Source organism: Paraburkholderia sp. Clong3 (assembly GCF_050436485.1).
Lineage (GTDB): Bacteria > Pseudomonadota > Gammaproteobacteria > Burkholderiales > Burkholderiaceae > Paraburkholderia > Paraburkholderia tuberum.
Genome location: NZ_JBNDMH010000002.1, coordinates 1,193,951 through 1,217,128, shown reverse-complemented (window position 1 = coordinate 1,217,128; position 23,178 = coordinate 1,193,951). Strand labels below are relative to the sequence as shown.

General features: G+C 64.9%; 19 protein-coding genes and 3 pseudogenes. 17 read left to right on the top strand and 5 right to left on the bottom strand.

What is annotated here, in order from left to right; genetic code table 11:
* Nucleotides 1-73 precede the first annotated feature (73 nt).
* From OKW30_RS09865 to OKW30_RS09830, 8 genes are all read left to right on the top strand, one after another.
* Nucleotides 74-1,117 (top strand): DNA polymerase III subunit delta', encoded by a 1,044-nt coding sequence (locus OKW30_RS09865; protein WP_090804783.1) that lies wholly within the window; start codon nucleotides 74-76, stop codon nucleotides 1,115-1,117.
* 49 nt (nucleotides 1,118-1,166) lie between these two features.
* Nucleotides 1,167-1,682: an N-acetyltransferase family protein gene (locus OKW30_RS09860; RefSeq protein WP_429346610.1), complete on the top strand. Its 516-nt coding sequence runs from the start codon at nucleotides 1,167-1,169 to the stop codon at nucleotides 1,680-1,682.
* 30 nt (nucleotides 1,683-1,712) lie between these two features.
* Nucleotides 1,713-2,504, top strand: coding sequence for a TatD family hydrolase (locus OKW30_RS09855; protein WP_429292982.1), 792 nt, complete (start codon nucleotides 1,713-1,715; stop codon nucleotides 2,502-2,504).
* A 52-nt stretch (nucleotides 2,505-2,556) separates the two neighbouring features.
* Nucleotides 2,557-3,288 carry an ankyrin repeat domain-containing protein gene (locus tag OKW30_RS09850; RefSeq protein WP_187628256.1) on the top strand — a complete coding sequence of 244 codons (732 nt, stop codon included), beginning with the start codon at nucleotides 2,557-2,559 and terminating at the stop codon, nucleotides 3,286-3,288.
* A gap of 185 nt (nucleotides 3,289-3,473) precedes the next feature.
* Nucleotides 3,474-3,830 (top strand): Rap1a/Tai family immunity protein, encoded by a 357-nt coding sequence (locus OKW30_RS09845; protein WP_090804794.1) that lies wholly within the window; start codon nucleotides 3,474-3,476, stop codon nucleotides 3,828-3,830.
* An 82-nt stretch (nucleotides 3,831-3,912) separates the two neighbouring features.
* On the top strand, nucleotides 3,913-5,136 hold the full coding sequence (locus OKW30_RS09840) for a mechanosensitive ion channel family protein (RefSeq protein WP_429346609.1): 1,224 nt from the start codon (nucleotides 3,913-3,915) through the stop codon (nucleotides 5,134-5,136).
* A 186-nt stretch (nucleotides 5,137-5,322) separates the two neighbouring features.
* Complete coding sequence (otsA, locus tag OKW30_RS09835) at nucleotides 5,323-6,735, top strand: alpha,alpha-trehalose-phosphate synthase (UDP-forming) (protein WP_184033549.1); 1,413 nt, start codon at nucleotides 5,323-5,325, stop codon at nucleotides 6,733-6,735.
* 257 nt (nucleotides 6,736-6,992) lie between these two features.
* Nucleotides 6,993-8,060, top strand: a complete 1,068-nt coding sequence (locus OKW30_RS09830; protein ID WP_184063508.1) for a glycosyltransferase family 4 protein — start codon at nucleotides 6,993-6,995, stop codon at nucleotides 8,058-8,060.
* A gap of 204 nt (nucleotides 8,061-8,264) precedes the next feature.
* Here OKW30_RS09830 and OKW30_RS09825 read toward each other — a convergent pair.
* Nucleotides 8,265-8,534: pseudogene (locus OKW30_RS09825) on the bottom strand (YSC84-related protein); the annotation flags it as partial.
* Between the two features lie 3 nt (nucleotides 8,535-8,537).
* Between OKW30_RS09825 and OKW30_RS09820 the strand changes: the two are divergent.
* Nucleotides 8,538-9,317: pseudogene (locus OKW30_RS09820) on the top strand (glycosyltransferase family 4 protein); the annotation flags it as partial.
* A gap of 204 nt (nucleotides 9,318-9,521) precedes the next feature.
* On the opposite strand, the gene OKW30_RS09815 reads toward OKW30_RS09820, so the two are convergent.
* The 3 genes from OKW30_RS09815 to OKW30_RS09805 form a co-directional block, all read right to left on the bottom strand.
* Nucleotides 9,522-10,109, bottom strand: a complete 588-nt coding sequence (locus tag OKW30_RS09815) for a BPSL1445 family SYLF domain-containing lipoprotein (protein ID WP_429346608.1) — start codon at nucleotides 10,107-10,109, stop codon at nucleotides 9,522-9,524.
* A 384-nt stretch (nucleotides 10,110-10,493) separates the two neighbouring features.
* Entirely contained in the window at nucleotides 10,494-10,943 is a 450-nt protein-coding gene (locus tag OKW30_RS09810) for a hypothetical protein (protein WP_090804804.1), read from the bottom strand.
* A 237-nt stretch (nucleotides 10,944-11,180) separates the two neighbouring features.
* Entirely contained in the window at nucleotides 11,181-11,480 is a 300-nt protein-coding gene (locus tag OKW30_RS09805) for a PsiF family protein (RefSeq protein WP_184063499.1), read from the bottom strand.
* 39 nt (nucleotides 11,481-11,519) lie between these two features.
* Between OKW30_RS09805 and OKW30_RS09800 the strand changes: the two genes are divergently transcribed.
* From OKW30_RS09800 to OKW30_RS09790, 3 genes are all read left to right on the top strand, one after another.
* Nucleotides 11,520-11,777, top strand: a complete 258-nt coding sequence (locus tag OKW30_RS09800; RefSeq protein ID WP_184063496.1) for a hypothetical protein — start codon at nucleotides 11,520-11,522, stop codon at nucleotides 11,775-11,777.
* Nucleotides 11,778-11,925: 148 nt separating this feature from the next.
* Nucleotides 11,926-12,225: a YciI-like protein gene (locus tag OKW30_RS09795; RefSeq protein WP_187628324.1), complete on the top strand. Its 300-nt coding sequence runs from the start codon at nucleotides 11,926-11,928 to the stop codon at nucleotides 12,223-12,225.
* Nucleotides 12,226-12,805: 580 nt separating this feature from the next.
* Entirely contained in the window at nucleotides 12,806-13,981 is a 1,176-nt protein-coding gene (locus OKW30_RS09790; RefSeq protein ID WP_429346607.1) for a transposase, read from the top strand.
* A 69-nt stretch (nucleotides 13,982-14,050) separates the two neighbouring features.
* Here the strand turns inward: OKW30_RS09790 and OKW30_RS09785 are convergent, their stop codons facing one another.
* Entirely contained in the window at nucleotides 14,051-15,610 is a 1,560-nt protein-coding gene (locus OKW30_RS09785) for a mannose-1-phosphate guanylyltransferase/mannose-6-phosphate isomerase (RefSeq protein ID WP_429346606.1), read from the bottom strand.
* 604 nt (nucleotides 15,611-16,214) lie between these two features.
* Between OKW30_RS09785 and OKW30_RS09780 the strand changes: the two genes are divergently transcribed.
* The 5 genes and pseudogenes from OKW30_RS09780 (at nucleotide 16,215) to OKW30_RS09760 (ending at nucleotide 23,162) form a co-directional block, all read left to right on the top strand.
* A complete protein-coding gene (locus OKW30_RS09780) occupies nucleotides 16,215-17,612 on the top strand; it encodes an undecaprenyl-phosphate glucose phosphotransferase (RefSeq protein ID WP_184033583.1) in 1,398 nt (465 codons plus the stop codon).
* Between the two features lie 80 nt (nucleotides 17,613-17,692).
* Nucleotides 17,693-19,138, top strand: coding sequence for a UDP-glucose dehydrogenase family protein (locus OKW30_RS09775; RefSeq protein WP_184003582.1), 1,446 nt, complete (start codon nucleotides 17,693-17,695; stop codon nucleotides 19,136-19,138).
* Between the two features lie 33 nt (nucleotides 19,139-19,171).
* Nucleotides 19,172-19,627 (top strand): low molecular weight phosphotyrosine protein phosphatase, encoded by a 456-nt coding sequence (locus tag OKW30_RS09770; protein ID WP_429346605.1) that lies wholly within the window; start codon nucleotides 19,172-19,174, stop codon nucleotides 19,625-19,627.
* Nucleotides 19,621-20,826, top strand: a complete 1,206-nt coding sequence (locus OKW30_RS09765) for a polysaccharide biosynthesis/export family protein (protein ID WP_184063484.1) — start codon at nucleotides 19,621-19,623, stop codon at nucleotides 20,824-20,826. Before OKW30_RS09770 ends, OKW30_RS09765 begins: the two co-directional genes overlap by 7 nt.
* A 136-nt stretch (nucleotides 20,827-20,962) precedes the next feature.
* Nucleotides 20,963-23,162: pseudogene (locus OKW30_RS09760) on the top strand (polysaccharide biosynthesis tyrosine autokinase).
* Nucleotides 23,163-23,178 lie beyond the last annotated feature (16 nt).

Here is a 23,178-nt window from a genome sequence, read left to right as displayed (position 1 = left end):
CTTATAATCTCGTGCGAAATTCACTCGACATCTGAAGTAGCGCCTACAACCGATTGATTCAAAAAGACAAACGATGATCTATCCGTGGCAAGCCGATGACTGGAATCGCCTGCAGCAGCTGCACGGCCACTGGCCGCACGCATTGTTGCTGCACGGCCAGGCGGGCATCGGCAAGCTGCGTTTCGCGCAGCACCTCGCGCAGGGTCTGCTGTGCGAGGCGCCGCAACCGAACGGCGAGCCGTGCGGCGCGTGCGTGGCCTGCAACTGGTTCGCGCAGGGCAATCATCCCGACTACCGCATCGTCGTGCCGGAGGCACTCGCCGCCGAAGCCGGCCTCGCGAACGCCGCGAACGGCGCCGACGACAAGGCCGAAAAAGCCGATGGCGACGAAGGCAAGAAGACCCGCACGCCGAGCAAGGAAATCAAGATCGAACAGATCCGCGGTCTGCTCGACTTCGTCGGCATCGGTTCGCATCGCGGCGGCGCGCGCGTCGTCGTGCTGTATCCGGCCGAGGCGCTCAACGTCGCGGCCGCCAACGCGTTGCTGAAGACGCTGGAAGAGCCGCCCGCGGGCGTCGTGTTCCTGATGGTGTCGGCGCGCCTCGACCGTTTGCTGCCGACCATCATTAGCCGTTGCCGTCAGTGGCCGATGAGCGTGCCCGCGCCGGACACCGCCGCGCAGTGGCTGGCCGCGCAAGGCGTCGACGACGCCCGCGCGCTGCTCGCCGAAGCGGGTGGCGCGCCGCTCGCCGCGCTCGCGCTCGCCAGCGACGAAAACCGTCCGCTGCGCGACTGGACGCTCAAGCAGCTCGCGGCCGGCGCCGGGTGCGACGCATTCGCGTGCGGCGAGGCGCTGCAGAAGCTCCCAGTGCCGCTCGTGCTCGGCTGGCTGCAGCGCTGGATGTACGATCTGCTCGCGCAGCGCACCGCCGGCGCGCCGCGCTATTTCCCGCAGGCGTCGGCCGCGCTCACCCGCTGCGCCACCCAGGCCGACGCCAATGCATTCGCGCGTTTTCTGCGCACCGTCACGCGCCAGCGCGCGGTCGAGAACCATCCGTTGAACGCGCGGCTCGTGTTCGAGGAACTGTTCATCGGCTATCGCGCGCTGTTTGCGTGAGCCCGCAGCCGGACAGCCTTCCGTCGTTTTTTCATTCAAGCCAACCGCCATGAGCCTTTCCTACCGCGACGCCACGCTCGACGATCTGCCCGCGATCGTCGCCATCTACAATTCGACGATCCGGTCGCGCCAGGTCACCGCGGACCTCGAGCCGGTCAGCGTCGAGAGCCGGCATGGGTGGTTTCATGCGCACAGCCCGCAGAAGCGGCCGCTGTGGGTGGTCGAAGATCCGAAGCAGACGGGCCGCGTGATCGCGTGGCTCAGCTTTTCCGATTTTTATGGCCGGCCGGCTTATCAGCGCACCGCCGAAGTCAGCATCTATCTCGACGAAAGCGCGCGCGGCCAGGGACTCGGCAAGCAACTGCTGGCGGCGTCGCTCGACGCGGCACCGGGTCTTGGCATCGATACGGTGCTCGGCTTCGTGTTCGGTCACAATGAAGCGAGCGTGCGGCTGTTCCGCGGCTTCGGCTTCGATGCATGGGGCACGCTACCGCGCGTCGCGGTGCTGGACGGCGTCGAGCGCGATCTGGTAATTCTTGGCAAGCGTCTTGCGCACGCCAACTGAGCGCAAGCCCCTTTTTCGCAGGACCTGACCATGTTTGTCGATTCACACTGCCACATCAACTTCGAAGGACTCGCGGACCGTCTGCCGCAAGTGCTCGAAAACATGCGCAGCCATTCGGTCTCGCACGCGTTGTGCGTGTCGGTCGATCTTGAAACGCTGCCGTCGGTGCTGGACATCGCCAGCCGCTATGACAACGTGTACGCGTCGGTCGGCGTGCATCCCGATCACGAGCACATGCGCGAGCCGAGCGTAGCCGAGCTGGTCGAGCTGGCCGGGCACCCGAAGGTCGTCGCGATCGGCGAAACCGGGCTCGATTACTACCGCCTCGAAGGCCGCTCGATCGACGACATGGAGTGGCAGCGCGAGCGCTTTCGCACGCACATCCGCGCCGCGCACGCGACCAGCAAGCCGCTGATCATCCACACCCGCTCGTCGTCGGAAGATACGTTGCGCATCATGGCCGAGGAGCGCGCCGGCGTGCCGGGCGGCGTCATGCATTGCTTCACCGAACCGTGGGCCATCGCCGAGCAGGCGCTCGCGCAGAATTTTTACATTTCGCTGTCGGGCATCGTCACGTTCAAGAGCGCGACGGATGTGCAGGACGTCGCGCGCCGCGTGCCGCTCGACCGTCTGCTGATCGAAACCGACTCGCCGTACCTGGCGCCGGTGCCGTATCGCGGCAAACCGAATGAACCTGCGTACGTCAGTTATGTCGGACGCTTCATCGCGCAGCAACGCGAGATGCCGGACGAGGCGCTGGCCGCCGCCACCACGCAAAACTTTTTCAGACTGTTCGGACTCGCCGCGCCGGCCGGAATCTGAGCCAAAAAGCCGCGTAACATCAAAGGGATAGGAAGATTTCCTAAAGTACCATATGAAAAACATTTCGACGTCGTCCGCTGATTTCCAACCGCTGTCCGCCGGGTCGGCCGCCCGGGCTCTCGCGCCGGCGCGCCGTCTCGCGTGCGCCGCCGCGCTCGCGTGCGCGGCGCTCGTCGCGGTGCCCGCGCATGCGGCGCCCATCGACTCGCTGATCAAGTCGGTCAAGTTCGACGACGTCGACGGCGTCAACAAGCTGCTCGCGAAGGGCATGGACCCGAACAGCGTCGACAATCAGGGCATCCCGCTGCTCGTGATCGCCGCGCGCGAGAAATCCGACAAGGTCGCGGCCGCGTTGCTTGCGAATCCAAAGACCGATATCGAGATTCAGGACAAGGCCGGCGAAAACGCGCTGATGATGGCGTCGCTGGTCGGCGACCTGAACCTCGTGAATCTGCTGATCGCGAAGGACGCCGAGGTCAACAAGAAGGGCTGGGCGCCGCTGCACTACGCGGCCGCGAACGGCCACGACGACATCGTCAAGGTGCTGCTCGACCACTCGGCCTACGTCGACGCGGGCTCGCCGAACGGCACCACGCCGCTGATGATGGCCGCGCGCGGCGGCCACGTTTCTACCGTCAAGCTGCTGCTCGACAACGGCGCGGACCTGTCGGTGAAAAACCAGATCGGCATGACCGCGCTCGATTTCGCCAAGACCTACAAGGAGCCGGACGTCGTCGAAGGGCTCACGGCGCGCATGCAGCAGACGCAGCAGCAGAAGCAATGACGTTTTGTCGGCAGGCGCCTCGCCATGCCGTGCCGCTTTGCAGCCGTTTTGTCCGAGCCGCGCGGCTGCCGGCCTGCTGCCGCCGCGTAAAACAGTGCAGAATGACGACTTCGGCGCGCCGCGTAGCGCGCCGTCCGGACGCGGCAGAAAGACCGCGTGAATAAACAACCCTGGAAAGGAACACCATGCTGCGGGCTTTGATTTTCGCCGGCGCGCTTGCCTTGCCGCTTTCGGCAGCCGCGTTTACGGGAGGCGACCTCAACAAGCTGTGCACCAAGACGGACGTGGCTTCGCGTAGCGCCTGCGCGGCCTACATCGAAGGCGCGGCCGACGGCATCTTCAACACGATCGACGCGATCGGCGGCACCACCGGTCCGCGCGTCGGCCAGTACTTCTGCCTGCCGCCGGATGCGCGCTCGGCGCAGTTGACCGACGCGGTGCGCAAGTACATCGCCGAGAACCCGAACGCCGCGGGCTACAACGCGAGCACGGCGATTTCGCTGGGTCTCGGCAAGGCGTTTCCCTGCAAGAGCGGCGGCTGATCGATAAGCGCGGCGCATCGAAGAACCCGTTGTAACGCCCAGGCGCGCCGCCGCTCATCGAGCCCGGAGGAAGATGCCCGTTATGCCTACTATCGACGACTTCTACCGCGTGGCGGCCGCGCCGCTGCATACGTGGCTCGGCACGCTGATCGTGACGGCCATCGTGGCGATCGTGGCGAGCGGCATTCACCGCTTCGGCGCGCGCATCGTGAAGCGTCTCGCGCGGCCGCACGCGCTGACGAGCGTCGTGCTGCGCTACATCGACAAGCCGTCGCTGTTCGCCCTCGTGATCCTCGTGTTCGCGTGGGTCTGGTCCGAGGCACCCGACACCCTCAACTTCATCGAACCGGTGCGCGACATCACCGGCATCGCGCTGATCGCCGCGCTGACGTGGCTGTCGGTGCGCTCGGCCGCGGCGATCGGCGAAGCGATCATCCGCGCCCATCCGCTCGATTCCTCCGATAACCTGCAGGCGCGCCGCATCCATACGCAGGCGCGCGTACTCGCGCGCTCGGTGATGATCGTGATCGTGATCATCGGTGTCGGCGGTGCGCTGATGACCCTGCCCAACGTGCGGCAGATCGGCGCGAGCCTGCTGGCGTCGGCGGGTGTCGCCGGTCTGGTTGCCGGTATCGCAGCGCGGCCGGTGCTCGGCAACCTGATCGCCGGTTTGCAGATCGCGCTGTCGCAACCGATCCGCCTCGACGACGTCGTCGTGATCCAGAACGAGTGGGGACGCATCGAGGAGATCACCGGCACGTACGTGTCGGTGCGGCTGTGGGACCAGCGCCGGCTGATCGTGCCGCTGCAATGGTTTATCGAAAATCCGTTCTCGAACTGGACCCGCAGCAGTTCGCAGATCATCGGCACCGTGTTCCTGTTCGTCGATTACCGGATGCCGCTCGCGCCGCTGCGCGAGGAGCTTGCGCGCATCGTCGAGAACGCGCCCGAGTGGGACCGTCGCGTGCAGGTGCTGCAGGTGACGGACTGCACCGAGCGCGCGATGCAGTTGCGCGCGCTCGTCAGCGCGCCCGATTCCGGCCTTGCGTGGGATCTGCGCTGCCGCGTGCGCGAAGGGCTGCTCGATTTCGTTCATCGGCATTACCCGGAATACCTGCCGCGGACGCGTGCCGAGGTGTCGGCGGAGCTGGAGACGAGCGGCGCTGGCCCGAGCGACTGGCTGCCGCGCAGCCGGCAGGCGCCAGCCGGCAGCACAGCAGCGCATACCGAAGCCGATCCGGTGGCGAGCCGCATCGGCCGCACTGGCGCGGGCGAGGTCGCGCAGAAGGCGAAGGAGCAGGCTTAGCCGGGCGTTGCGGATCGCGAATCGCGCGTGGCGAGTGGCAAATCGCGAGTTGGGTATCGCGAGCGGCGAGCGGCGACCGCCCTCGGCAAGCCCGGCGGTGCGCGGGCACGCCGATTGCTGCTCACGGGCGCGCCACGCCTGCTCAGGCGTCGCGGCGCATCGCAAGAATGACGGAGAACATGCACTATGGGCCGATTGATCGTCGTGTCGAATCGCGTCGCGACGCCGACGGAGACCAAGGGATCGGCGGGCGGACTCGCGGTCGGCGTATTCGGCGCGCTGAAGGATGCAGGCGGCGTCTGGTTCGGCTGGAGCGGCGACGTAGTCAGCGAAACGGTCGCCAACGCGGGGCCGATGCTCGAGCAGGACGGCGCGGTGACCTTCGCAACCGTCGGCCTCACGCGCAAGGACTACGACCAGTACTACCGCGGCTTCTCGAACGCGACGCTGTGGCCGGTATTCCACTACCGCAACGACCTCGCGCGCTACGAGCGCGAGGAGTACGCGGGCTACCGGCGCGTCAACGCATGGCTCGCTCACAAGCTGGTCAAGCTGCTCGAACCCGACGACATCATCTGGATTCACGACTACCATCTGATCCCGTTTGCCGAGGCGCTGCGCAGCGAGGGCGTGACGAACCGCATCGGCTTTTTCCTGCATATTCCGTTTCCCGCGCCGCAGATCCTGCTCAACATTCCGCCGCACGAGGAACTGGTGAAGTCGATGTCGTGCTACGACCTGCTCGGCTTCCAGACCGCCACCGACCAGCAGGCATTCCACGACTACGTGACGCGTCACGCGCGCGGCACGGTGAGCGCGGAAGGCGTCGTGGAGGCGTTCGGGCGCAAGCTGCGCACCGGCGTCTACCGGATCGGCGTGTTCCCCGACGAAATCGCCGAGCAGGCCAAGCGCTACGAAAGCCGCCAGCACGTGCTCGAGCTGAAGCAAAGCCTCGAGGGGCGCAAGCTGGTCATGAGCGTCGACCGGCTCGACTATTCGAAGGGACTGGTCGAGCGCTTTCGCGCGTTCGAGTTGCTGCTCGAACGCTCGCCCGAATGGCGCGGCAACGTCACGCTCGTGCAGATCGCGCCGCCTACGCGCTCGGACGTCGCGACCTATCAGAAGATCCGCCAGGATCTCGAATACGAGGCAGGGCGCATCAACGGCCGCTACTCGGGGCTCGACTACACGCCGATCCGCTATCTGAACCAGCAGTACGACCGCTGGAAGCTGATGTCGCTGTTTCGGGAGTCGCAGATCGGCTTCGTCACGCCGCTGCACGACGGCATGAACCTCGTCGCGAAGGAGTACGTGGCCGCGCAGAATCCCGACGATCCCGGCGTGCTCGTGCTATCGATTTTCGCGGGCGCGGCCGCCGAGCTCTCCGGCGCGCTGCTCGTCAATCCGCACGATGCGATCGGCATGTGCGAGGCCTTGCAACGCGCGCTGCAAATGCCGCTCGACGCGCGCCAGCGGCGTCACGAGATCAACATGGCCGCGCTGCGTAAGAACGATCTCGGAGTGTGGCGCGACAGCTTCCTCAGGGATTTGCGCAGCATGCCCGTGCGCGGGTCGGGCGAGGGCGGCGGCCACCAATGACGGCGCGGCGACGGCCCAAAGCCCGCGCAAACCCGGCGCGTGGCCGCGTGTCACCGGATGTAAGCCGTTTGTAACAGCACCGAGCAATTGCAAGACCTGCGGCTCTTCGACCGATGCCAGGGAATAATTCCCCGTAGCGACGATGCATGCGACGCTTAGGGACCGCGCGCATTGTTCCGACGTCATGGCGCTGTCATACTCGGCGTCGCCGACGGCATCGCGATTGCGCGCCAGCCGCCGGCTCACGGAGACACAATATGAAGATTGCGCAGATCGCCCCGCTGACCGAATCGGTGCCGCCGAAGCTCTACGGCGGCACGGAGCGCGTCGTGTCGTACATCACCGAAGCGCTGGTCGAGCAGGGCCACGACGTGACGCTGTTCGCGAGCGGCGACTCCGTCACGAGCGCGAAGCTCGAAGCGGTGTGGCCTCGCGCGCTGCGGCTCGATCCGGGCATTCGCGACCGCATCGCGCCGCATATGCTGTTGATGGAACTCGTGCGCCGCCAGGCCGAAGAGTTCGACGTGCTGCATTTCCACCTCGACTACTACTCGTTCTCGGTATTCAAGCGGCAGGACACGCCGTTCGTCACGACGATGCACGGCCGGCTCGATCTGCCCGAGCAGCAGCCGGTGTTCGACACGTTCAACACCGCGCCCGTGATCTCCATTTCGAACGCTCAGCGTCATCCGCTGCCGCAGGCGCACTGGCTCACCACGGTCTATCACGGCTTGCCGGCGCAGCTCTATACGCCGCAACCGGTCGAGCAGAAGTACCTCGCGTTTCTCGGCCGGATTTCGCCGGAAAAGCGCGTCGATACGGCGATCCGCATCGCCGGCCGCTGCGGCATGCCGATCCGTATCGCCGCCAAGGTCGATGCGGCCGATCGCGAGTACTTCGAGCGCGATATCCGGCCGTTGCTCGACCTGCCGTACGTCGAGTACATCGGCGAGATTGCCGATCATCAGAAGGCCGAGTTTCTGTCGGGCGCGCATGCGCTGCTGTTTCCGATCGACTGGCCGGAGCCGTTCGGTCTCGTGATGATCGAGGCGATGGCTTGCGGCACGCCGGTGATCGCGTTCAACCGCGGCTCGGTGCCCGAAGTGCTCGAAGAGGGCATGACCGGGTTCATCGTCGAGGACGAGATCGGCGCGGTGGCGGCCGTGAACCGGCTGCACAAGGTGTCGCGCGCGGGCGTGCGGCGGCGTTTCGAGGAGCGCTTCACGTCGCACCGGATGGCGCGTCAGTATGTGGAGGCGTATCAGTCGGTGATTCGCGCACAGAAGCGCTCGAGGTTCAAGGTGGTCGATTCGTCGGGCGGTTGACGCGGGATCGTTGGGACGTGTCGAAGCGAAGGACGGCGGTGCGCGATGCGCGGCGCCGTTTTTTTGCGCGCGAGTTTTTCCGTTCCCGAGCGTCGGCATCGGCATCCATAACAAAAAGGCCGCGCGACGACCCGCACAGGGTCCTCCGCGCGGCCTTCGCCGCGATGCGCGCAAGTGATCAGTGGAGCGCGCCGATGAGCGCGCTCAGATCTTCAGCCGCGTGACCTTCGTGCCTTGCAGCGAGACGTCGCCCATCAGGCCCGCGTTCGTCAACACGAAAACCTGCACCGGCGCGGTGGCCGTGGTCGTGTCGACGGCGCCGTTCGCGCCGATCTTCACGAGCGCGACCGATGCATCGACGCCGGCCGACCAGCCCTCCGCGTTGCGGAATTTATCGAGCGAATCCTGCGTCATGAACAGGAAGATGATCGCCTTCGACTGCGCACCCGCCTGCAAGCCGAACGAGCCCGACGCGGCTACTACTCGTTCTCGGTATTCAAGCGGCAGGACACGCCGTTCGTCACGACGATGCACGGCCGGCTCGATCTGCCCGAGCAGCAGCCGGTGTTCGACACGTTCAACACCGCGCCCGTGATCTCCATTTCGAACGCTCAGCGTCATCCGCTGCCGCAGGCGCACTGGCTCACCACGGTCTATCACGGCTTGCCGGCGCAGCTCTATACGCCGCAACCGGTCGAGCAGAAGTACCTCGCGTTTCTCGGCCGGATTTCGCCGGAAAAGCGCGTCGATACGGCGATCCGCATCGCCGGCCGCTGCGGCATGCCGATCCGTATCGCCGCCAAGGTCGATGCGGCCGATCGCGAGTACTTCGAGCGCGATATCCGGCCGTTGCTCGACCTGCCGTACGTCGAGTACATCGGCGAGATTGCCGATCATCAGAAGGCCGAGTTTCTGTCGGGCGCGCATGCGCTGCTGTTTCCGATCGACTGGCCGGAGCCGTTCGGTCTCGTGATGATCGAGGCGATGGCTTGCGGCACGCCGGTGATCGCGTTCAACCGCGGCTCGGTGCCCGAAGTGCTCGAAGAGGGCATGACCGGGTTCATCGTCGAGGACGAGATCGGCGCGGTGGCGGCCGTGAACCGGCTGCACAAGGTGTCGCGCGCGGGCGTGCGGCGGCGTTTCGAGGAGCGCTTCACGTCGCACCGGATGGCGCGTCAGTATGTGGAGGCGTATCAGTCGGTGATTCGCGCACAGAAGCGCTCGAGGTTCAAGGTGGTCGATTCGTCGGGCGGTTGACGCGGGATCGTTGGGACGTGTCGAAGCGAAGGACGGCGGTGCGCGATGCGCGGCGCCGTTTTTTTGCGCGCGAGTTTTTCCGTTCCCGAGCGTCGGCATCGGCATCCATAACAAAAAGGCCGCGCGACGACCCGCACAGGGTCCTCCGCGCGGCCTTCGCCGCGATGCGCGCAAGTGATCAGTGGAGCGCGCCGATGAGCGCGCTCAGATCTTCAGCCGCGTGACCTTCGTGCCTTGCAGCGAGACGTCGCCCATCAGGCCCGCGTTCGTCAACACGAAAACCTGCACCGGCGCGGTGGCCGTGGTCGTGTCGACGGCGCCGTTCGCGCCGATCTTCACGAGCGCGACCGATGCATCGACGCCGGCCGACCAGCCCTCCGCGTTGCGGAATTTATCGAGCGAATCCTGCGTCATGAACAGGAAGATGATCGCCTTCGACTGCGCACCCGCCTGCAAGCCGAACGAGCCCGACGCGGTGCTGTAGTAGCCGACCGTCGTGCCGCCCACCCGCAATGCGCCTTCGCCATACTGGCCGCCGACGATCAAGCCCGCCTGCAGCACCGACGGGAACACCAGCACGCCGCGCGCCTTCGACACCAGCTCTCGCGAGCCCGGCACGGTCGTGAACAGCTTGGACAGCGTGCCGTCGACGCTGGCGTCGATCGACTGTCGTTTCGAGGCGTCGATATGAGCATTGTCCGGCGTGTTGCCCGTCGTCGTGCACCCGGCGAGTGCAAGGCCTCCGAAAGCAAGCGCAGCGGTCGTCTTCAACATGAAGTGTCGTCTTTGCATCGTTTTTCTCCGTCATGGATCCGGGGCGCAACCGTGGTGGTGTCGCCTGGTTGCCCTTGAGTTATAACACAGGCTGGTGCAAAAGGCGCGTTGCGTCACAACGCGAAAAGCCTTATGGGACAAGGGTTTGAGCCTGACCGCAAGAAGTCTTCCCAGTAAATTTGACCGGCCTTGCGCGCGACTTCCAGGCACGCGTCGAGCGACGATCCGAGGGGCGACGCCGAACAGCGCCCGAGTCGCGGCGATCGTGGGGACGCTTCGGCGTGGCCGCACGATGCGCCGGTTTTTACCGATTCGCGTCGCGCGGCGGCCCATCGACATGGCAATGAGAATGTTGTTTCTGCGCGGCAAATTGCGGCGAAGTGCAAGCGGCGCGGCCGCCGCTCACCCGTGATTCGCCGGACTCTTGACCGCGGGCGGGCGCCGCAGCGCGCGGCGCACCATGCCGATGATCGCGCCGATCGCGAACAGCATAGCCGCCGGCACCATCCAATAGCCGACAAACGCGTGCCACAGATAGGCGAACAGCGTCGAGCGGCGCACGCTGTATTCGTTGATCGCGTCCTGCTGGCGCGGCGCGTTGGCGGCCAGCACGTCGGCCGGGCAGCCGGCCGCCTTGGCCTCGTCGGGCTTGCCATGGCAATGCGCGGGCGCCCCGGCGGCGCGCTGCGCCTGGGTGAAATTCCAGGTGGTGAGCGCGCGGTCGAGATCGACCGCGTTGTACGACATTTCCTCGCGGATCTCGTTGACCGCGACGATCGCCACAGGCACGGCCCAGAATATGATGACCAGCAACCACCGCCTTAACCAGCGGTTTTTGTGCTTCGATACCATCCTTGCCTCCGATCGATGCTCAGTAGCACCAACGACAAGATGGCGGCCCGCGTAGTTGTCTGGTTCTATATGAGTGAAGGTGGGCCGTCTCCGCAGCCATCATAGAAGAAAACGGCGCGTTGCGGCGGGTGGACGACGAAGCGGGGGGGCTCGATCGGAGCGCCGCGTGGGCGCAACGATGCGCCGGCGCCGCGTCGATCGGAGGGCGCCGGCGTGAGGGACGGCTCCGTCTTTCGCTCAGTTGGCCGGCGCCGAGGAGGACAGGCAGGTCTTCATGAAGGCCTTGCGGTCGTCGCCTTTCTTGTCGCCCGCCTGCTTGTTGCACACCTTCATCTTGTCCTGCTGGCTCATCGGCGCGGCGGCGGCCGGCTTTGCGGAAAGACAGGTTTGCATGAACGCCTTGCGCTCGTCGCCTTTCTTGTCGCCGGCCTGCTTGTTGCAGTCGGCCATCTTGGTTTGCTGGCTGTTCTGCGCAAACGCCGGCGATACGAGTACCGCGCCCAACACCAGCGTGGCGATAGCGGATTGGATTTTCATGGGACACTCCATCGGTGGTGAAAACGTTTCTGATCGTTCATGCGCGCGGGCGACGACGGCATCCATGGGCCCATCGGCGCATCCATTATGGCAAATGCCGTCTGCCAGAACGGCTCAAAATGCATTCCGGTTGACAGCGGTCCGCGCTCGTTTTCCCTGAGCAGCGTGGCGCAACCGGCGCTGCGGCGTTTGAAACAATCGAATGAACGAGAGCGCGAATTTTGTCATGCAATGCAGATTGCTCGGGGCGATTATTTCAAGCTTATTGAAACGAAATTACGGTTTCCGCTATTTTGATCTATGGTTAACGGGCAATGAGAATGTTCATATTGCTGCGAATGCAACTGAATAGAAAATAGGCATGAAATTCGGTAGTCGCGGTTATCCTCAACTGCGCTCCGGTGCATGCCGCTCCCTGCCGACCCTCAACCTCGCGAGACTCACCATGCATTACCTGTTGATGTACGAGTTGGTACCCGACTATCTGGAGCGGCGCGGCGAGCACCGTGACGCGCATCTGAAACTCGCATGGGCCGCCGCCGAGCGCGGCGAACTGCTGCTGGCCGGCGCGCTCGCGGAGCCGACGGACGGTGCGGTGCTGCTCTTCACCGGCGCGTCGCCTGCGGTGGCGGAGGCCTTTGCTACCGTCGATCCGTACGTACTCTCCGGACTGGTTACGCGTTGGCGCGTGCGCGAATGGACCACGGTCGTCGGCGAGCATGCTTCGAAACCAGTGCGCCCCTAACGTCGTTCGAAGCGACTTCGTCGCTTCTGTCACGCCTCGAACTCCGCGCATGCGCGGCCGCCGCGTGTGCGCCTCCCGTTGCCTCCATGTCACCGCGCGGGCGCGTCGCAGTCCTTTCGCCGACGCTCGAAACCGATGTTCACATCAACCATCAAAGTGCATAGAAATGCATGCTGGATCGGCAATTACATTTCTAAAGCCCATTCTGTTCGGTCATGCGGTATTGTGCTGTGCAATAGACAGATCCGATGCCAGATAAGCAGAGGCTTCTGTTACGGCAATACGAGAATCGACGCAGCGAAACCGACAAGATTGTTTCTATCCGTAACACTTGTCTCAACTGTACTCATGCAAAGATTGGAATGGTATGCTTCGTGCACAAATTTTCCCACGCACGAGTGAGACCGCGTTTTGTGCTTCGTAATAGGGAAGAGCCGCACCACGTGTGGGCGGGCTGCTCCAGCGAGCCGAACGGACCAAACAAATTTGTGCAACCGAGGGCCGCACACGGGTCGTGAACGCTGAGAACCCGTGGCAGGCCCAACGCCGCGGCCAGGCCAGGCCGCGTGGAGAAAATCCAATGTTTTTCGATGAGCTAAACAACGACGAATGGGCGCTGCTCGCGCCGCTCGTCTCCGACGAGCCGGCCGTCCGTCTGAACCGGCGCGGCCGGCCGCGCGCCGAACCGCGCATCGTGACGAATGCCGTGCTGTGGATCATGACCACCGGCGAGCCGTGGTCGAAGCTGCCGGGCCGCTATCCGTCCGGTCCCACCTGCCGCCGCCGCTTCGAAGAGTGGCAACTGAACGGCACACTGCTGGAGATGGTCCGTCTGCTGTCGCAGAGCGGGCGTACCTTCGCATACATTCCCCAACCGGCGCCGCCCGTTACGGCCAGACCCGCGGCACCGGTTGCGCAAACCCCGAGCCCGAGCGAAGACAATAATCTGCGCGGCGTGTCGTGGAAGAGTCCCGAGTCGTGGCAGGCGCCCGGCGTCGCGAGCGCGTTGAGCCAATGGCGTACGGCCGATCCGATCGGCGACATCACGCGGCAATTGTCGGGGCTTGCGCCGGCGAGCGCGGTGGCGACATCGGCGTTCGCGACGTCCGCAGTGGCGACGTCCGCGATGGCGGCGGAGATGCGCGTCGAACCGGCCGCATCCGGACCGGTCGACGACCCGCGCCCGTCGCTGACGCTGGGCCTCGCCCCGCGCGGCATGCAGGTCGCCGATTCGGGCGGTTATCTGATCTACGTGGTGGTCGAGGAAGTGCCGAACGCGATGTATCGCGGGTGGGCGGAGATCATCAGGGACGGCAAGCGCGTCGAGCGCTCTGGCCTCGTCGGCCCGCGCTTCGCGGATGCGCAGCACGCGCAGCAGTTCGCGCTCGACTGGGCGCGTCAGTGGATCGATCGCGAATGCGCGACCGACGCGGCGGCCACGACGATGGTCCACGCAACGGCCGCGTCCGCGTCGGCGAACCTTGCGCAGCGGTCCGCGGACCGTTCGTTGTCAGGCCTGCGTCATGCGCCGGAACCGGCATCGGTCAATGGCATCGCGAATCACCCGGGCAATCACGGCGCGCCGTTGCACGGGCCGCTGAAGCCATCACTGAATGCATTGCGTGGGCCGCTGCGCCGCTATCCGTCGGACACCGCAACCGCGGGCGGGGCAAGCACGCCCACGGTGACGACCGACAGCGGCACCGCGGAGCGCTTTTCCGCAACCTACAAAGAACTCATCTCATACGTGGGATGAGCCCGGCGGTCCCCGCGGCCGCTTTGCGCCGCCGCAGGTTCCCGCTTCGTCATTGCGACCGCTCGCGCCTCATTGCCTTCCGTACGTATCGTCGAAGCGCACGATATCGTCTTCGCCGAGATACGAACCCGACTGCACCTCGATCATTTCGAGCGGCATCTTGCCCGGGTTTTCGAGGCGATGCGTAACGCCGAGCGGAATATAGGCCGACTCGTTTTCGGACACGATAAAGCGTTCGTCGCCGCGCGTGACGAGCGCGGTGCCGCGCACGACGATCCAGTGCTCCGCGCGGTGATGATGCATCTGCAGCGACAACCGCGCGCCCGGCTTCACGACGATCCGCTTGACCTGGAAGCGCTCGCCGGTGTCGACGGAATCGTAGTTGCCCCACGGCCGATGCACCTTGCGATGATTGGCCGCTTCGAGCCCGCCATCCTCGCGAATCCGGTTGACGATCTTCTTGACGTCCTGCACGCGTGACTTGTCGGCGACCAGAATCGCATCGGCGGTCTCGACGACGACGAGATCCTGCGTGCCGACGCAGGCAATCAGTCGTCCTTCGGAATGCGCGAAGGTGGAGTTCGCGCCTTCGAACATCACGCGGCCGCGGCTCACGTTGCGATCGGAGTCCTTCTCGCTGATGTCCCAGATCGCGTCCCACGAACCGACGTCGGACCAGCCGGCCGCAAGCGGCACGACCACGCCCGACGCGATACTCTGATCGGCGCCGAGCTTTTCCATCACCGCGTAGTCGATCGAATTCGACGGCGAGCCGCTGAACGCATCGCGTTGCAGCCGGAAGAAGTCGCCGTCCGCCGTGCTGCCCGCAAAGGCCGATTCGCATGCTGCGTAAATGGCCGGCTGAAAATGGCGGATCGCTTTGAGCCACGTCGATGCGCGCACGATGAAAATACCGCTGTTCCACCAGTATTCGCGTGATTCGACATAGCGCTGCGCGAGTTCCAGATGCGGCTTTTCGACGAAACGGTCGAGGCGATGTGCGACGGGGCGAGCCGCTGCTGCGGTCTGCGCATCGTCAGAACCGAGCGGCGCGCCGATGCGGATATAGCCGTAGCCGGTTTCGGCACGCGTCGGCACGATTCCCATGGTGACGATATGGCCAGCGGCCGCATGCTGTACGCCGGCGGCGACCGCCGCGTGAAATCCTGCGCTGTCGGTGACCGCGTGATCGGCGGGCATCACGACCATGATGCCGTCTTCATCCTGCGCGGCGACGGACAACGCAGCCACCGTCAACGCGGGCGCGGTGTCACGGCCCGCGGGTTCGAGTATCAGCCGGCTCGGCTTGGCGCTCGTGCGCAATTGTTCGGCCGTCGTGAAGCGCTGTTCTTCATTGGCGACGACCACGAGCTGGCCGGCAAGCGGATAACCGGCTTCGAGCCCATCGAGACGGCGGGTCGTCGATTGCAGCAGCGACTCTTCGCCGAGCAGGCCGATCAGCTGCTTCGGATGCTGCTCGCGCGACATCGGCCACAGCCGGGTGCCCGAGCCGCCCGCGAGAATCACGGGATGAACCTTGAGCTTGACGCTGGTTGCGGTTGAGGGCATGGGCGATTGGGCGGGGGTGGGACGGGTGCCGGCAGGCGTGACCGGGGCCGGAGCTGTCATGGTGAACTCTCCTCGAGGCTGGATGAATGCGTCGAGTTTTATCACGAAGTCGCGAATCAATAAAAGCGCGTTAAATACAATTCCGATAAAAGGCTCGTCGCATTCATTCGAAATTCACCAAAAAATGGCTCGTCTATTTATTTATAAATAAAAATTACCTGAAAAAATCAGCAAGCATTTTTTTCGCTTAATGATGCGCAAGAATGACAGCACGAGTGGAGCCCGAGCTTCGCGCCAGAACTGTTGGCAAAGCGAAAGATTCTATGTGAAAGCGCTCGAATGGGCTTCCCGGAACCTTCTGTCGGGCCCATTGCGGCAACAATTACCGCACAAAATGCATAAAAAATGCCGAAATTTTGACCGATACAATTTGAGATTTTTTGCGGTCTTGTCGTGGGAATTTTAATACCGCTTTATTGAGGTATGAACAAGGGTATTCACTCATTCGCATTCGGATTTTGCGGTCTGTCCATTCAGGCTCATTCAGTCCGGTCGCGCCGCCAGGCAGATCGGAAATAAAAAAGCCCAACGATGAAACCCGCATGCAACAGCCATTTCAACCAACCGACGGATCGCACTTGACTGACGAACAGAGGGGCGGCGCATGCTGAGCGTTCTAGCGAGAATCATCGACATCGCCATGGTCGCGCTCGCCGCGGTGCTGGCGGCGGGCGTGCACAGCGGCAGAGTGGTATGGCTCGACGATATGCAAAGCGTGTCGCTTGCGTTCGGCTGCCTGCTCGTGGTGGTGTTCTTCCCGCCGCTCGGCATCTATCAGTCGTGGCGCGGCAAGCCGCTCTACGATCTGCTGTCGCGCGTCACGGGCGGCTGGCTGATGGTCGAAGTGACCGGCGTGCTGATCAGCTTCAGCGTGCACCGCGCCGACAGCCTGTCGCGGCTGTGGCTCGTTTACTGGGCGCTCGCGTCGATCGTGCTGCTGGTCGTCACGAAGGTGATCGTCTATTCGATCCTGCGCGGGCTGCGCCGCGAGGGCTTCAATCAGCGCGCGGTCGCGATCGTCGGCGGCGCGCCGTACGGCCGCTTCCTGATCGAACAGATGCGCGGCCGTCCCGAAGCCGGCTTCAAGCCCGTCGTCGTGTTCGACGAGGACGGCACGATCAATCCCTACGAAGACCCGGACGCGGCGCACGCGGTCGCGGGCGTGCCGGTCGAGCGCGACTATCAGCGCATGATCGAACTGGTACGGCAGCGCGCGATCCGCGAGTTGTGGCTCGCGCTGCCGATCTCGAAGGAGAAGGCGATCCATCGCTTCGTGATGGATCTACGCAACGACTTCGTGAACATCCGCTTCATCCCCGACGTCGGCAGCCTGACGCTGTTCAATCAGCCGATGGTCGAGCTGCTCGGCGTGCCCGCGATCAATCTGGCCGCCTCGCCGATCACCGATCTGCGCGTGCTGCCCAAGCGCGTGTTCGACAGTGTGTTCGCGCTGGGCGCGCTGACCGCACTGGCGCCGCTGATGCTCGCGATCGCGCTGATGGTGAAGCTCAGCTCGCCGGGGCCGGTGTTTTTCCGCCAGCGGCGCAAGGGCATCGACGGCCGCGAGTTCGAGATCTTCAAGTTCCGCTCGATGAAGGTCCACACGGAAGCGGCCGGCAAGATCACCCAGGCGACGCGGCGCGATCCGCGCATTACCGCGGTCGGCGCGTTCCTGCGCCGCACCAGCCTCGACGAACTGCCGCAGTTCATCAACGTGCTGCGCGGCGAGATGTCGGTGGTCGGTCCGCGTCCGCATGCGCTCGAGCACGACGACATCTACAAGGATCTGGTGAAGGGCTACATGCACCGCTACCGGATCAAGCCGGGCATTACCGGCTGGGCGCAGATCAACGGTTACCGCGGCGAAACCGATCGCATCGAAAAGATGATGGGCCGCGTAAAGCTCGATCTGTACTACATGCAGCACTGGACCTTCTGGCTCGACATCAAGATCGTCGTGCTGACGCTGTGGAAGGGCTTCGCGGGCAGCAACGCCTATTGAACGCGGGGTGCCGGGCCGCGCCGATGCCACGCATCGCGCGAGCGCATTCCTGAATCAACTTTTTTACCGAGGTGCAATCCATGAACCTGACGATCATCGGTAGCGGTTATGTCGGCCTCGTGACCGGCGCGTGTCTGGCCGACATCGGCCACGACGTGTTCTGTCTCGACGTCGACGCGCGCAAGATCGACGTGCTCAACAACGGCGGCGTGCCGATCCACGAGCCGGGGCTGCAGGAGATCATCGCGCGCAATCGCCGCGCGAAGCGCCTGACGTTCTCCACCGACGTCGAGGCCGCGGTCGCGCACGGCGACATCCAGTTCATCGCGGTCGGCACGCCGGCCGACGAGGACGGTTCCGCCGATCTGCAATACGTGCTCGCGGCCGCGCGCAACATCGGCCGCCATATGACCGGCTTCAAGGTGATCGTCGACAAATCGACGGTGCCGGTGGGCACCGCATCGCGCGTGCGCGAAGTGGTGGCCGCCGAGCTGGCCGCGCGCGGCGTCGAGCAGATGTTCTCGGTCGTGTCGAATCCGGAGTTCCTGAAGGAGGGCGCGGCCGTCGAAGACTTCACGCGGCCCGATCGCATCGTGCTCGGCTGCGACGAGGACGTGCCCGGCGAAAAGGCGCGCGAACTGATGAAGCGCCTGTATGCGCCGTTCAACCGCAATCGCGAGCGCACGCTGTATATGGACGTGCGTTCGGCCGAATTCACCAAGTACGCGGCCAACGCGATGCTCGCGACGCGCATCTCGTACATGAACGAGCTCGCGAATCTGGCCGATCGCGTCGGCGCGGATATCGAGGCGGTGCGCCGCGGCATCGGTTCCGATCCGCGCATCGGCTATGACTTCCTCTACGCGGGTTGCGGCTATGGCGGCTCCTGTTTTCCGAAGGACGTGCAGGCGCTGATCCGCACCGCGGCCGACCACAACGCGAACCTGCGCATTCTCGAAGCGGTGGAAGCGGTCAACGATGCACAGAAGCAGATCCTCGCGCAGAAGATCGTCGCGCGTCTCGGCGAGGATCTGTCGGACCGCACGTTCGGCGTCTGGGGTCTCGCATTCAAGCCGAACACCGACGACATGCGCGCGGCGCCGAGCCGCGAGCTGATCGCCGGGCTGCTGGGCCGCGGCGCGCGCGTGAAGGCCTACGACCCGGTCTCGATCGACGAAGCGAAGCGCGTGCTCGCGCTCGATCTGAAGGACGTGCCGCAGCAGCATGCGCGACTTTCGTTCGTGAGTGAAGAGATGGAAGCGGCGAGCGGCGTCGATGCGCTCGTGATCCTGACCGAATGGAAGGTCTTCAAGAGTCCAGATTTCGATGCGCTGAAACGCATGCTGAAGACGCCGCTGATCTTCGATGGCCGCAATCTGTACGAGCCGGACGTGCTGCTCGAACTCGGCATCGAGTATCACGCGATCGGCCGGCGGCATGCGTTGCGCAACGCGCCGGCGCGTGTCGGCGCGAAAGGTTCGATGCAGGCGGCGGACCTCGCCGCGACGGCAGCCTCCGGCCGCTGAGGCCACCGCGATCGCCGCGCGAGAGAGTCCGCCATGTTCGACAACGTTCTGATCGTGTGCCACGCCAACGTGTGCCGCTCGCCCGCCGCCGAGATGCTGTTCAAGGCGAGCCAGGCGCGCGCGCCGCGCTCGGGGGCCGCACCTATCGCGTTTCATTCGGCGGGCATTCGTGCGGTGAACGGCCACGGCATGGACCCGGTGATGCGGCGCCTGCTCGCAGAGCGCGGCGTCGCGGCCGGCGTTCACCACGCGCGGCGCCTCGAGCGCTCGCTCGTGCGCGCGGCCGATCTCGTGCTGGTGACCGAGCGCGCGCAGGTGAGCAAGGTCGAAGCGCTCGATCCGTCGGCGCGCGGCAAGGTCTATCCGCTCGGCAAGTGGGAAGCCGATTCGGACGTCGCCGATCCGCACGGCGGCGCGGAAGACGAATACAGGGAGAGTCTCGTGCTCATCGAACATCTGGTCATGGGATGGCTGAAAAAAATATGCTGAAGAAACCCCGCATCGAAAACTCATTCGCAAGCTTGCGCACGAAGCTCGCCGCCTCACTTCTGCTGACCTCCTTTTTGTCGGCCTGCGCGACCGCACCGGGCAATTACCTCGACACGTCGCGGCTCAAGGACAACGATCAGGCGCCGAGCGAAACCTATCCGGTCCATCTGATCGACGCGAACCTGATCATGGCGCAGGCGCAAGCCGCCGCCGCGAAAACCCAGCCGTTGCCGCCAGCGGCGCTGTCCGATCCGTCGCTGTACGTGTACCACCTCGCGCCGCAGGACATTCTCGGCATCACCGTGTGGGATCACCCCGAGTTGACCACGCCGCAGGGCAGTACCTTGTCCTCGGGCGGCAATACCACGCAGACGATCGCGGGTGCGTTGCAGCAGCCGTATACGGCCGCGCTGCCGGGCCAGGCCGATCCGTACGGCCAGACCATCGCCGCCGACGGCACGATCTTTTTCCCGTTCGTCGGCCGCATCCAGGCCGCGGGCAAGACCACGACCGAGCTGCGCGCTCAGCTCGCCGCGCGCCTCGTGCCTTATATCCGCAATCCGCAGGTCGACGTGCGCGTGCTGTCGTATCGCGGCAAGAAGGTGCAGGTCACGGGCGAAGTGAAGCAGCCGGGACCGCTCGCGGTCAGCGACGTGCCGCTGACGCTGGTCGACGCGATCACGCGCTCGGGCGGCACGAACCCGGACGCCGACATCCAGCGCGTGCGACTCACGCGCAACCACAAGCTCTATGTGCTCAATGCCGATCGCATGCTCGATCAGGGCGATACCACGCAGGACGTGATGCTGCAGAACGGCGACGTGGTCAACGTGCCGGACCGCACCGACAGCCGCATCTTCGTGCTGGGCGAAGTGAAGACGCCGATCCAGGTGCCGATCGCGCGCGGCCGCATGACGATCGCCGACGCGCTCACGCAAGGGGGCGGCATCCTCAACACCGACGCCAATCCGCGCCAGATCTACGTGATGCGCGGCATGCGCGAGCATCCGACCACGCCCGAGGTGTTCCGCCTCGACATGACGCAGCCGGACTCGATCATGCTGTCCTCGCAGTTCCAGTTGCAGCCGCTCGACGTCGTGTACGTGGGCACCGCCGCGTCGACCACGTTCAACCGTGTGTTGCAGCAGGTGCTGCCGAGCGTGCAGACGCTGTTCTATCTGAAGCAGCTGACGCGCTGAACGTTTGGCCTGTAACGTCCCGCGCCGCCGTTGTCCGGGCGGTGCGGGACGTGCAACGAAAGCAGAAGTACCGCTGACGCGAAAGCCGAAGCCAACGACACGGGATGGAACAGTGAGCAATCAACTCTCTCCACACATGGCTGGTCCGATCAAGACCGAAGAAGAAGACGTCGTCCTCGGACAACTGGTGCAGGTGATCCTCGACGACATCTGGTGGCTGCTCGCGATCACCGCGATCATCGTCGCGATGGCGGTCGCGTACTGCTACCTCGCCAAGCCGACTTATTCGGCCGATGCGCCACGTGCGCGTCGAGCAGTCCGACAGCATGTCGCAGGCGCTCACGCAAACGCAGACCGGTGCCGCGATCACGAGCGGCTCGACGTCGCTGCCGACCGACGCCGAGATCGAAATCATCAAGAGCCGTGGCGTGGTCGCGCCGGTCGTGCAGCAGCTGAAGCTGAACTTCAGCGTTACGCCGAAGACGATCCCGCTGCTCGGCAGCATCGCCGCGCGCCTCGCGACGCCGGGCCAGCCCGCGCGCGCGTGGCTGGGGCTCACGTCCTACGCATGGGGCGGAGAAAAAGTCGACGTCGATTCGATCGACGTGACGCCGTCGCTCGAAGGCGAGAAGCTGCTGCTGCGCGTGATCGACGCGCAGCACTATGAACTGTTCGCGCCGAACGGCTCGCTGCTGCTGCGCGGCCAGGTCGGGCAGCAGGCGCAGGGCGGGGGCGTGACGATGGTCGTCAACACGCTGATCGCGCGCCCCGGGCAGGAGTTCACCATCGTGCGCTCGAACGATCTCGATGCGATCACCGCGTTCCAGTCGGCGATCACGGTGCAGGAGCAGGGCAAGCAGACCGGCGTGATCCAGATCTCGCTGGAGGACAAGAGTCCCGAGCATGCGGCGCTCGTCGCCAATGCGCTCGCGCAGTCGTATCTGCGCGAGCACGTGTCGAACAAGCAGGCCGACGCAAGCAAGATGCTCGATTTCCTGAAAAGCGAGGAGCCGCGCCTGAAGGCCGATCTCGAACGCGCGGAGGCCGCGCTGACCGCTTATCAACGTCAGTCCGGCTCGATCAACGCGAGCGAAGAGGCGAAGGTCTACCTCGAAGGCAGCGTGCAATACGAGCAACAGATCGCCGCGTTGCGTCTGCAGATGACGCAACTCGCCGAGCGCTACGGCGACGACCATCCGACGCTCGTCGCCGCGCGTCAGCAGATGACCGAGCTGCAGGCGCAGCGCACCAAATACGCGGACCGCTTCCGCGATCTGCCGGCCACCGAAGTGAAGGCCGTGCAGTTGCAGCGCGACGCGAAGGTCGCCGAAGACATTTACGTGCTGCTGCTCAATCGTGTGCAGGAGCTGTCGGTGCAGAAGGCGGGCACCGGCGGCAACGTCCATATCGTCGACGCCGCGCTGCGCCCCGGCGCGCCGGTCAAGCCGAAGAAGATGCTGATCATCTCGGCGGCCGTGATTCTCGGGCTGATCGCGGGCACCGGTTTCGTGTTCCTGCGCCGCAATCTGTTCAAGGGCATCGACGACCCCGATCACGTCGAGCGCGCGTTCCATCTGCCGGTGTTCGGCCTCGTGCCGCAAAGCGCCGAGCAGGTGCAGCTCGAAAACAGCTATGCGCGGGGCGGCGAACGGCAGCGTCCGGTGCTTGCGAACGCGCGGCCGAAGGACGTGACGATCGAAAGTCTGCGCAGCCTGCGCACTGCGATGCAGTTCACGCTGATGGACGCGCGCAACTGCATCGTGATGCTGACGGGGCCGATGGCCGGCGTCGGCAAGAGCTTCCTGAGCGTGAACCTGGCGATGCTGCTCGCCCATTCGGGCAAGCGCGTGTTGCTGATCGACGGCGACATGCGGCGCGGCACGCTCGAACGTTACGTGGGCGGCTTGCAGGAAAACGGCCTGTCCGAGCTGCTGAGCGGCCAGATCTCGCTGGAGGAAGCGATCCGCGGTTCGAGCATCGAGGGCCTGAGCTTCATCTCGTGCGGCCGCCGTCCGCCGAATCCGTCCGAGCTGCTGATGTCGCCGCGACTGCCGCAGTATCTCGACGGCCTCGCGAAACGCTACGACGTGATCCTGATCGACACGCCGCCGGTGCTCGCGGTGACCGATGCGTCGATCATCGGCGCGTATGCGGGCTCGACGTTCTTCGTGATGCGCTCGGGCATGCACAGCGAGCTCGAGCTGGCCGATGCGCTGAAACGCCTGCGCTCGGCGGGCGTTCACGTGCAGGGCGGCATCTTCAACGGCATGCCGGCGCGCTCGCGGGTCGGCTACGACCGCGGCTACGCGGCGACTCAGGCATACCTGAGCACGTGACGCGGGCTCCGCACTG

Coding starts and splice junctions, on each gene's coding strand:
- OKW30_RS09865 (WP_090804783.1), top strand. CDS start 74: ATGATCTATCCGTGGCAAGCCGATGACTGGAATCGCCTGCAGCAGCTG.
- OKW30_RS09860 (WP_429346610.1), top strand. CDS start 1,167: ATGAGCCTTTCCTACCGCGACGCCACGCTCGACGATCTGCCCGCGATC.
- OKW30_RS09855 (WP_429292982.1), top strand. CDS start 1,713: ATGTTTGTCGATTCACACTGCCACATCAACTTCGAAGGACTCGCGGAC.
- OKW30_RS09850 (WP_187628256.1), top strand. CDS start 2,557: ATGAAAAACATTTCGACGTCGTCCGCTGATTTCCAACCGCTGTCCGCC.
- OKW30_RS09845 (WP_090804794.1), top strand. CDS start 3,474: ATGCTGCGGGCTTTGATTTTCGCCGGCGCGCTTGCCTTGCCGCTTTCG.
- OKW30_RS09840 (WP_429346609.1), top strand. CDS start 3,913: ATGCCTACTATCGACGACTTCTACCGCGTGGCGGCCGCGCCGCTGCAT.
- otsA (WP_184033549.1), top strand. CDS start 5,323: ATGGGCCGATTGATCGTCGTGTCGAATCGCGTCGCGACGCCGACGGAG.
- OKW30_RS09830 (WP_184063508.1), top strand. CDS start 6,993: ATGAAGATTGCGCAGATCGCCCCGCTGACCGAATCGGTGCCGCCGAAG.
- OKW30_RS09815 (WP_429346608.1), bottom strand. CDS start 10,109: ATGCAAAGACGACACTTCATGTTGAAGACGACCGCTGCGCTTGCTTTC.
- OKW30_RS09810 (WP_090804804.1), bottom strand. CDS start 10,943: ATGGTATCGAAGCACAAAAACCGCTGGTTAAGGCGGTGGTTGCTGGTC.
- OKW30_RS09805 (WP_184063499.1), bottom strand. CDS start 11,480: ATGAAAATCCAATCCGCTATCGCCACGCTGGTGTTGGGCGCGGTACTC.
- OKW30_RS09800 (WP_184063496.1), top strand. CDS start 11,520: ATGCGCGCGGGCGACGACGGCATCCATGGGCCCATCGGCGCATCCATT.
- OKW30_RS09795 (WP_187628324.1), top strand. CDS start 11,926: ATGCATTACCTGTTGATGTACGAGTTGGTACCCGACTATCTGGAGCGG.
- OKW30_RS09790 (WP_429346607.1), top strand. CDS start 12,806: ATGTTTTTCGATGAGCTAAACAACGACGAATGGGCGCTGCTCGCGCCG.
- OKW30_RS09785 (WP_429346606.1), bottom strand. CDS start 15,610: ATGACAGCTCCGGCCCCGGTCACGCCTGCCGGCACCCGTCCCACCCCC.
- OKW30_RS09780 (WP_184033583.1), top strand. CDS start 16,215: ATGCTGAGCGTTCTAGCGAGAATCATCGACATCGCCATGGTCGCGCTC.
- OKW30_RS09775 (WP_184003582.1), top strand. CDS start 17,693: ATGAACCTGACGATCATCGGTAGCGGTTATGTCGGCCTCGTGACCGGC.
- OKW30_RS09770 (WP_429346605.1), top strand. CDS start 19,172: ATGTTCGACAACGTTCTGATCGTGTGCCACGCCAACGTGTGCCGCTCG.
- OKW30_RS09765 (WP_184063484.1), top strand. CDS start 19,621: ATGCTGAAGAAACCCCGCATCGAAAACTCATTCGCAAGCTTGCGCACG.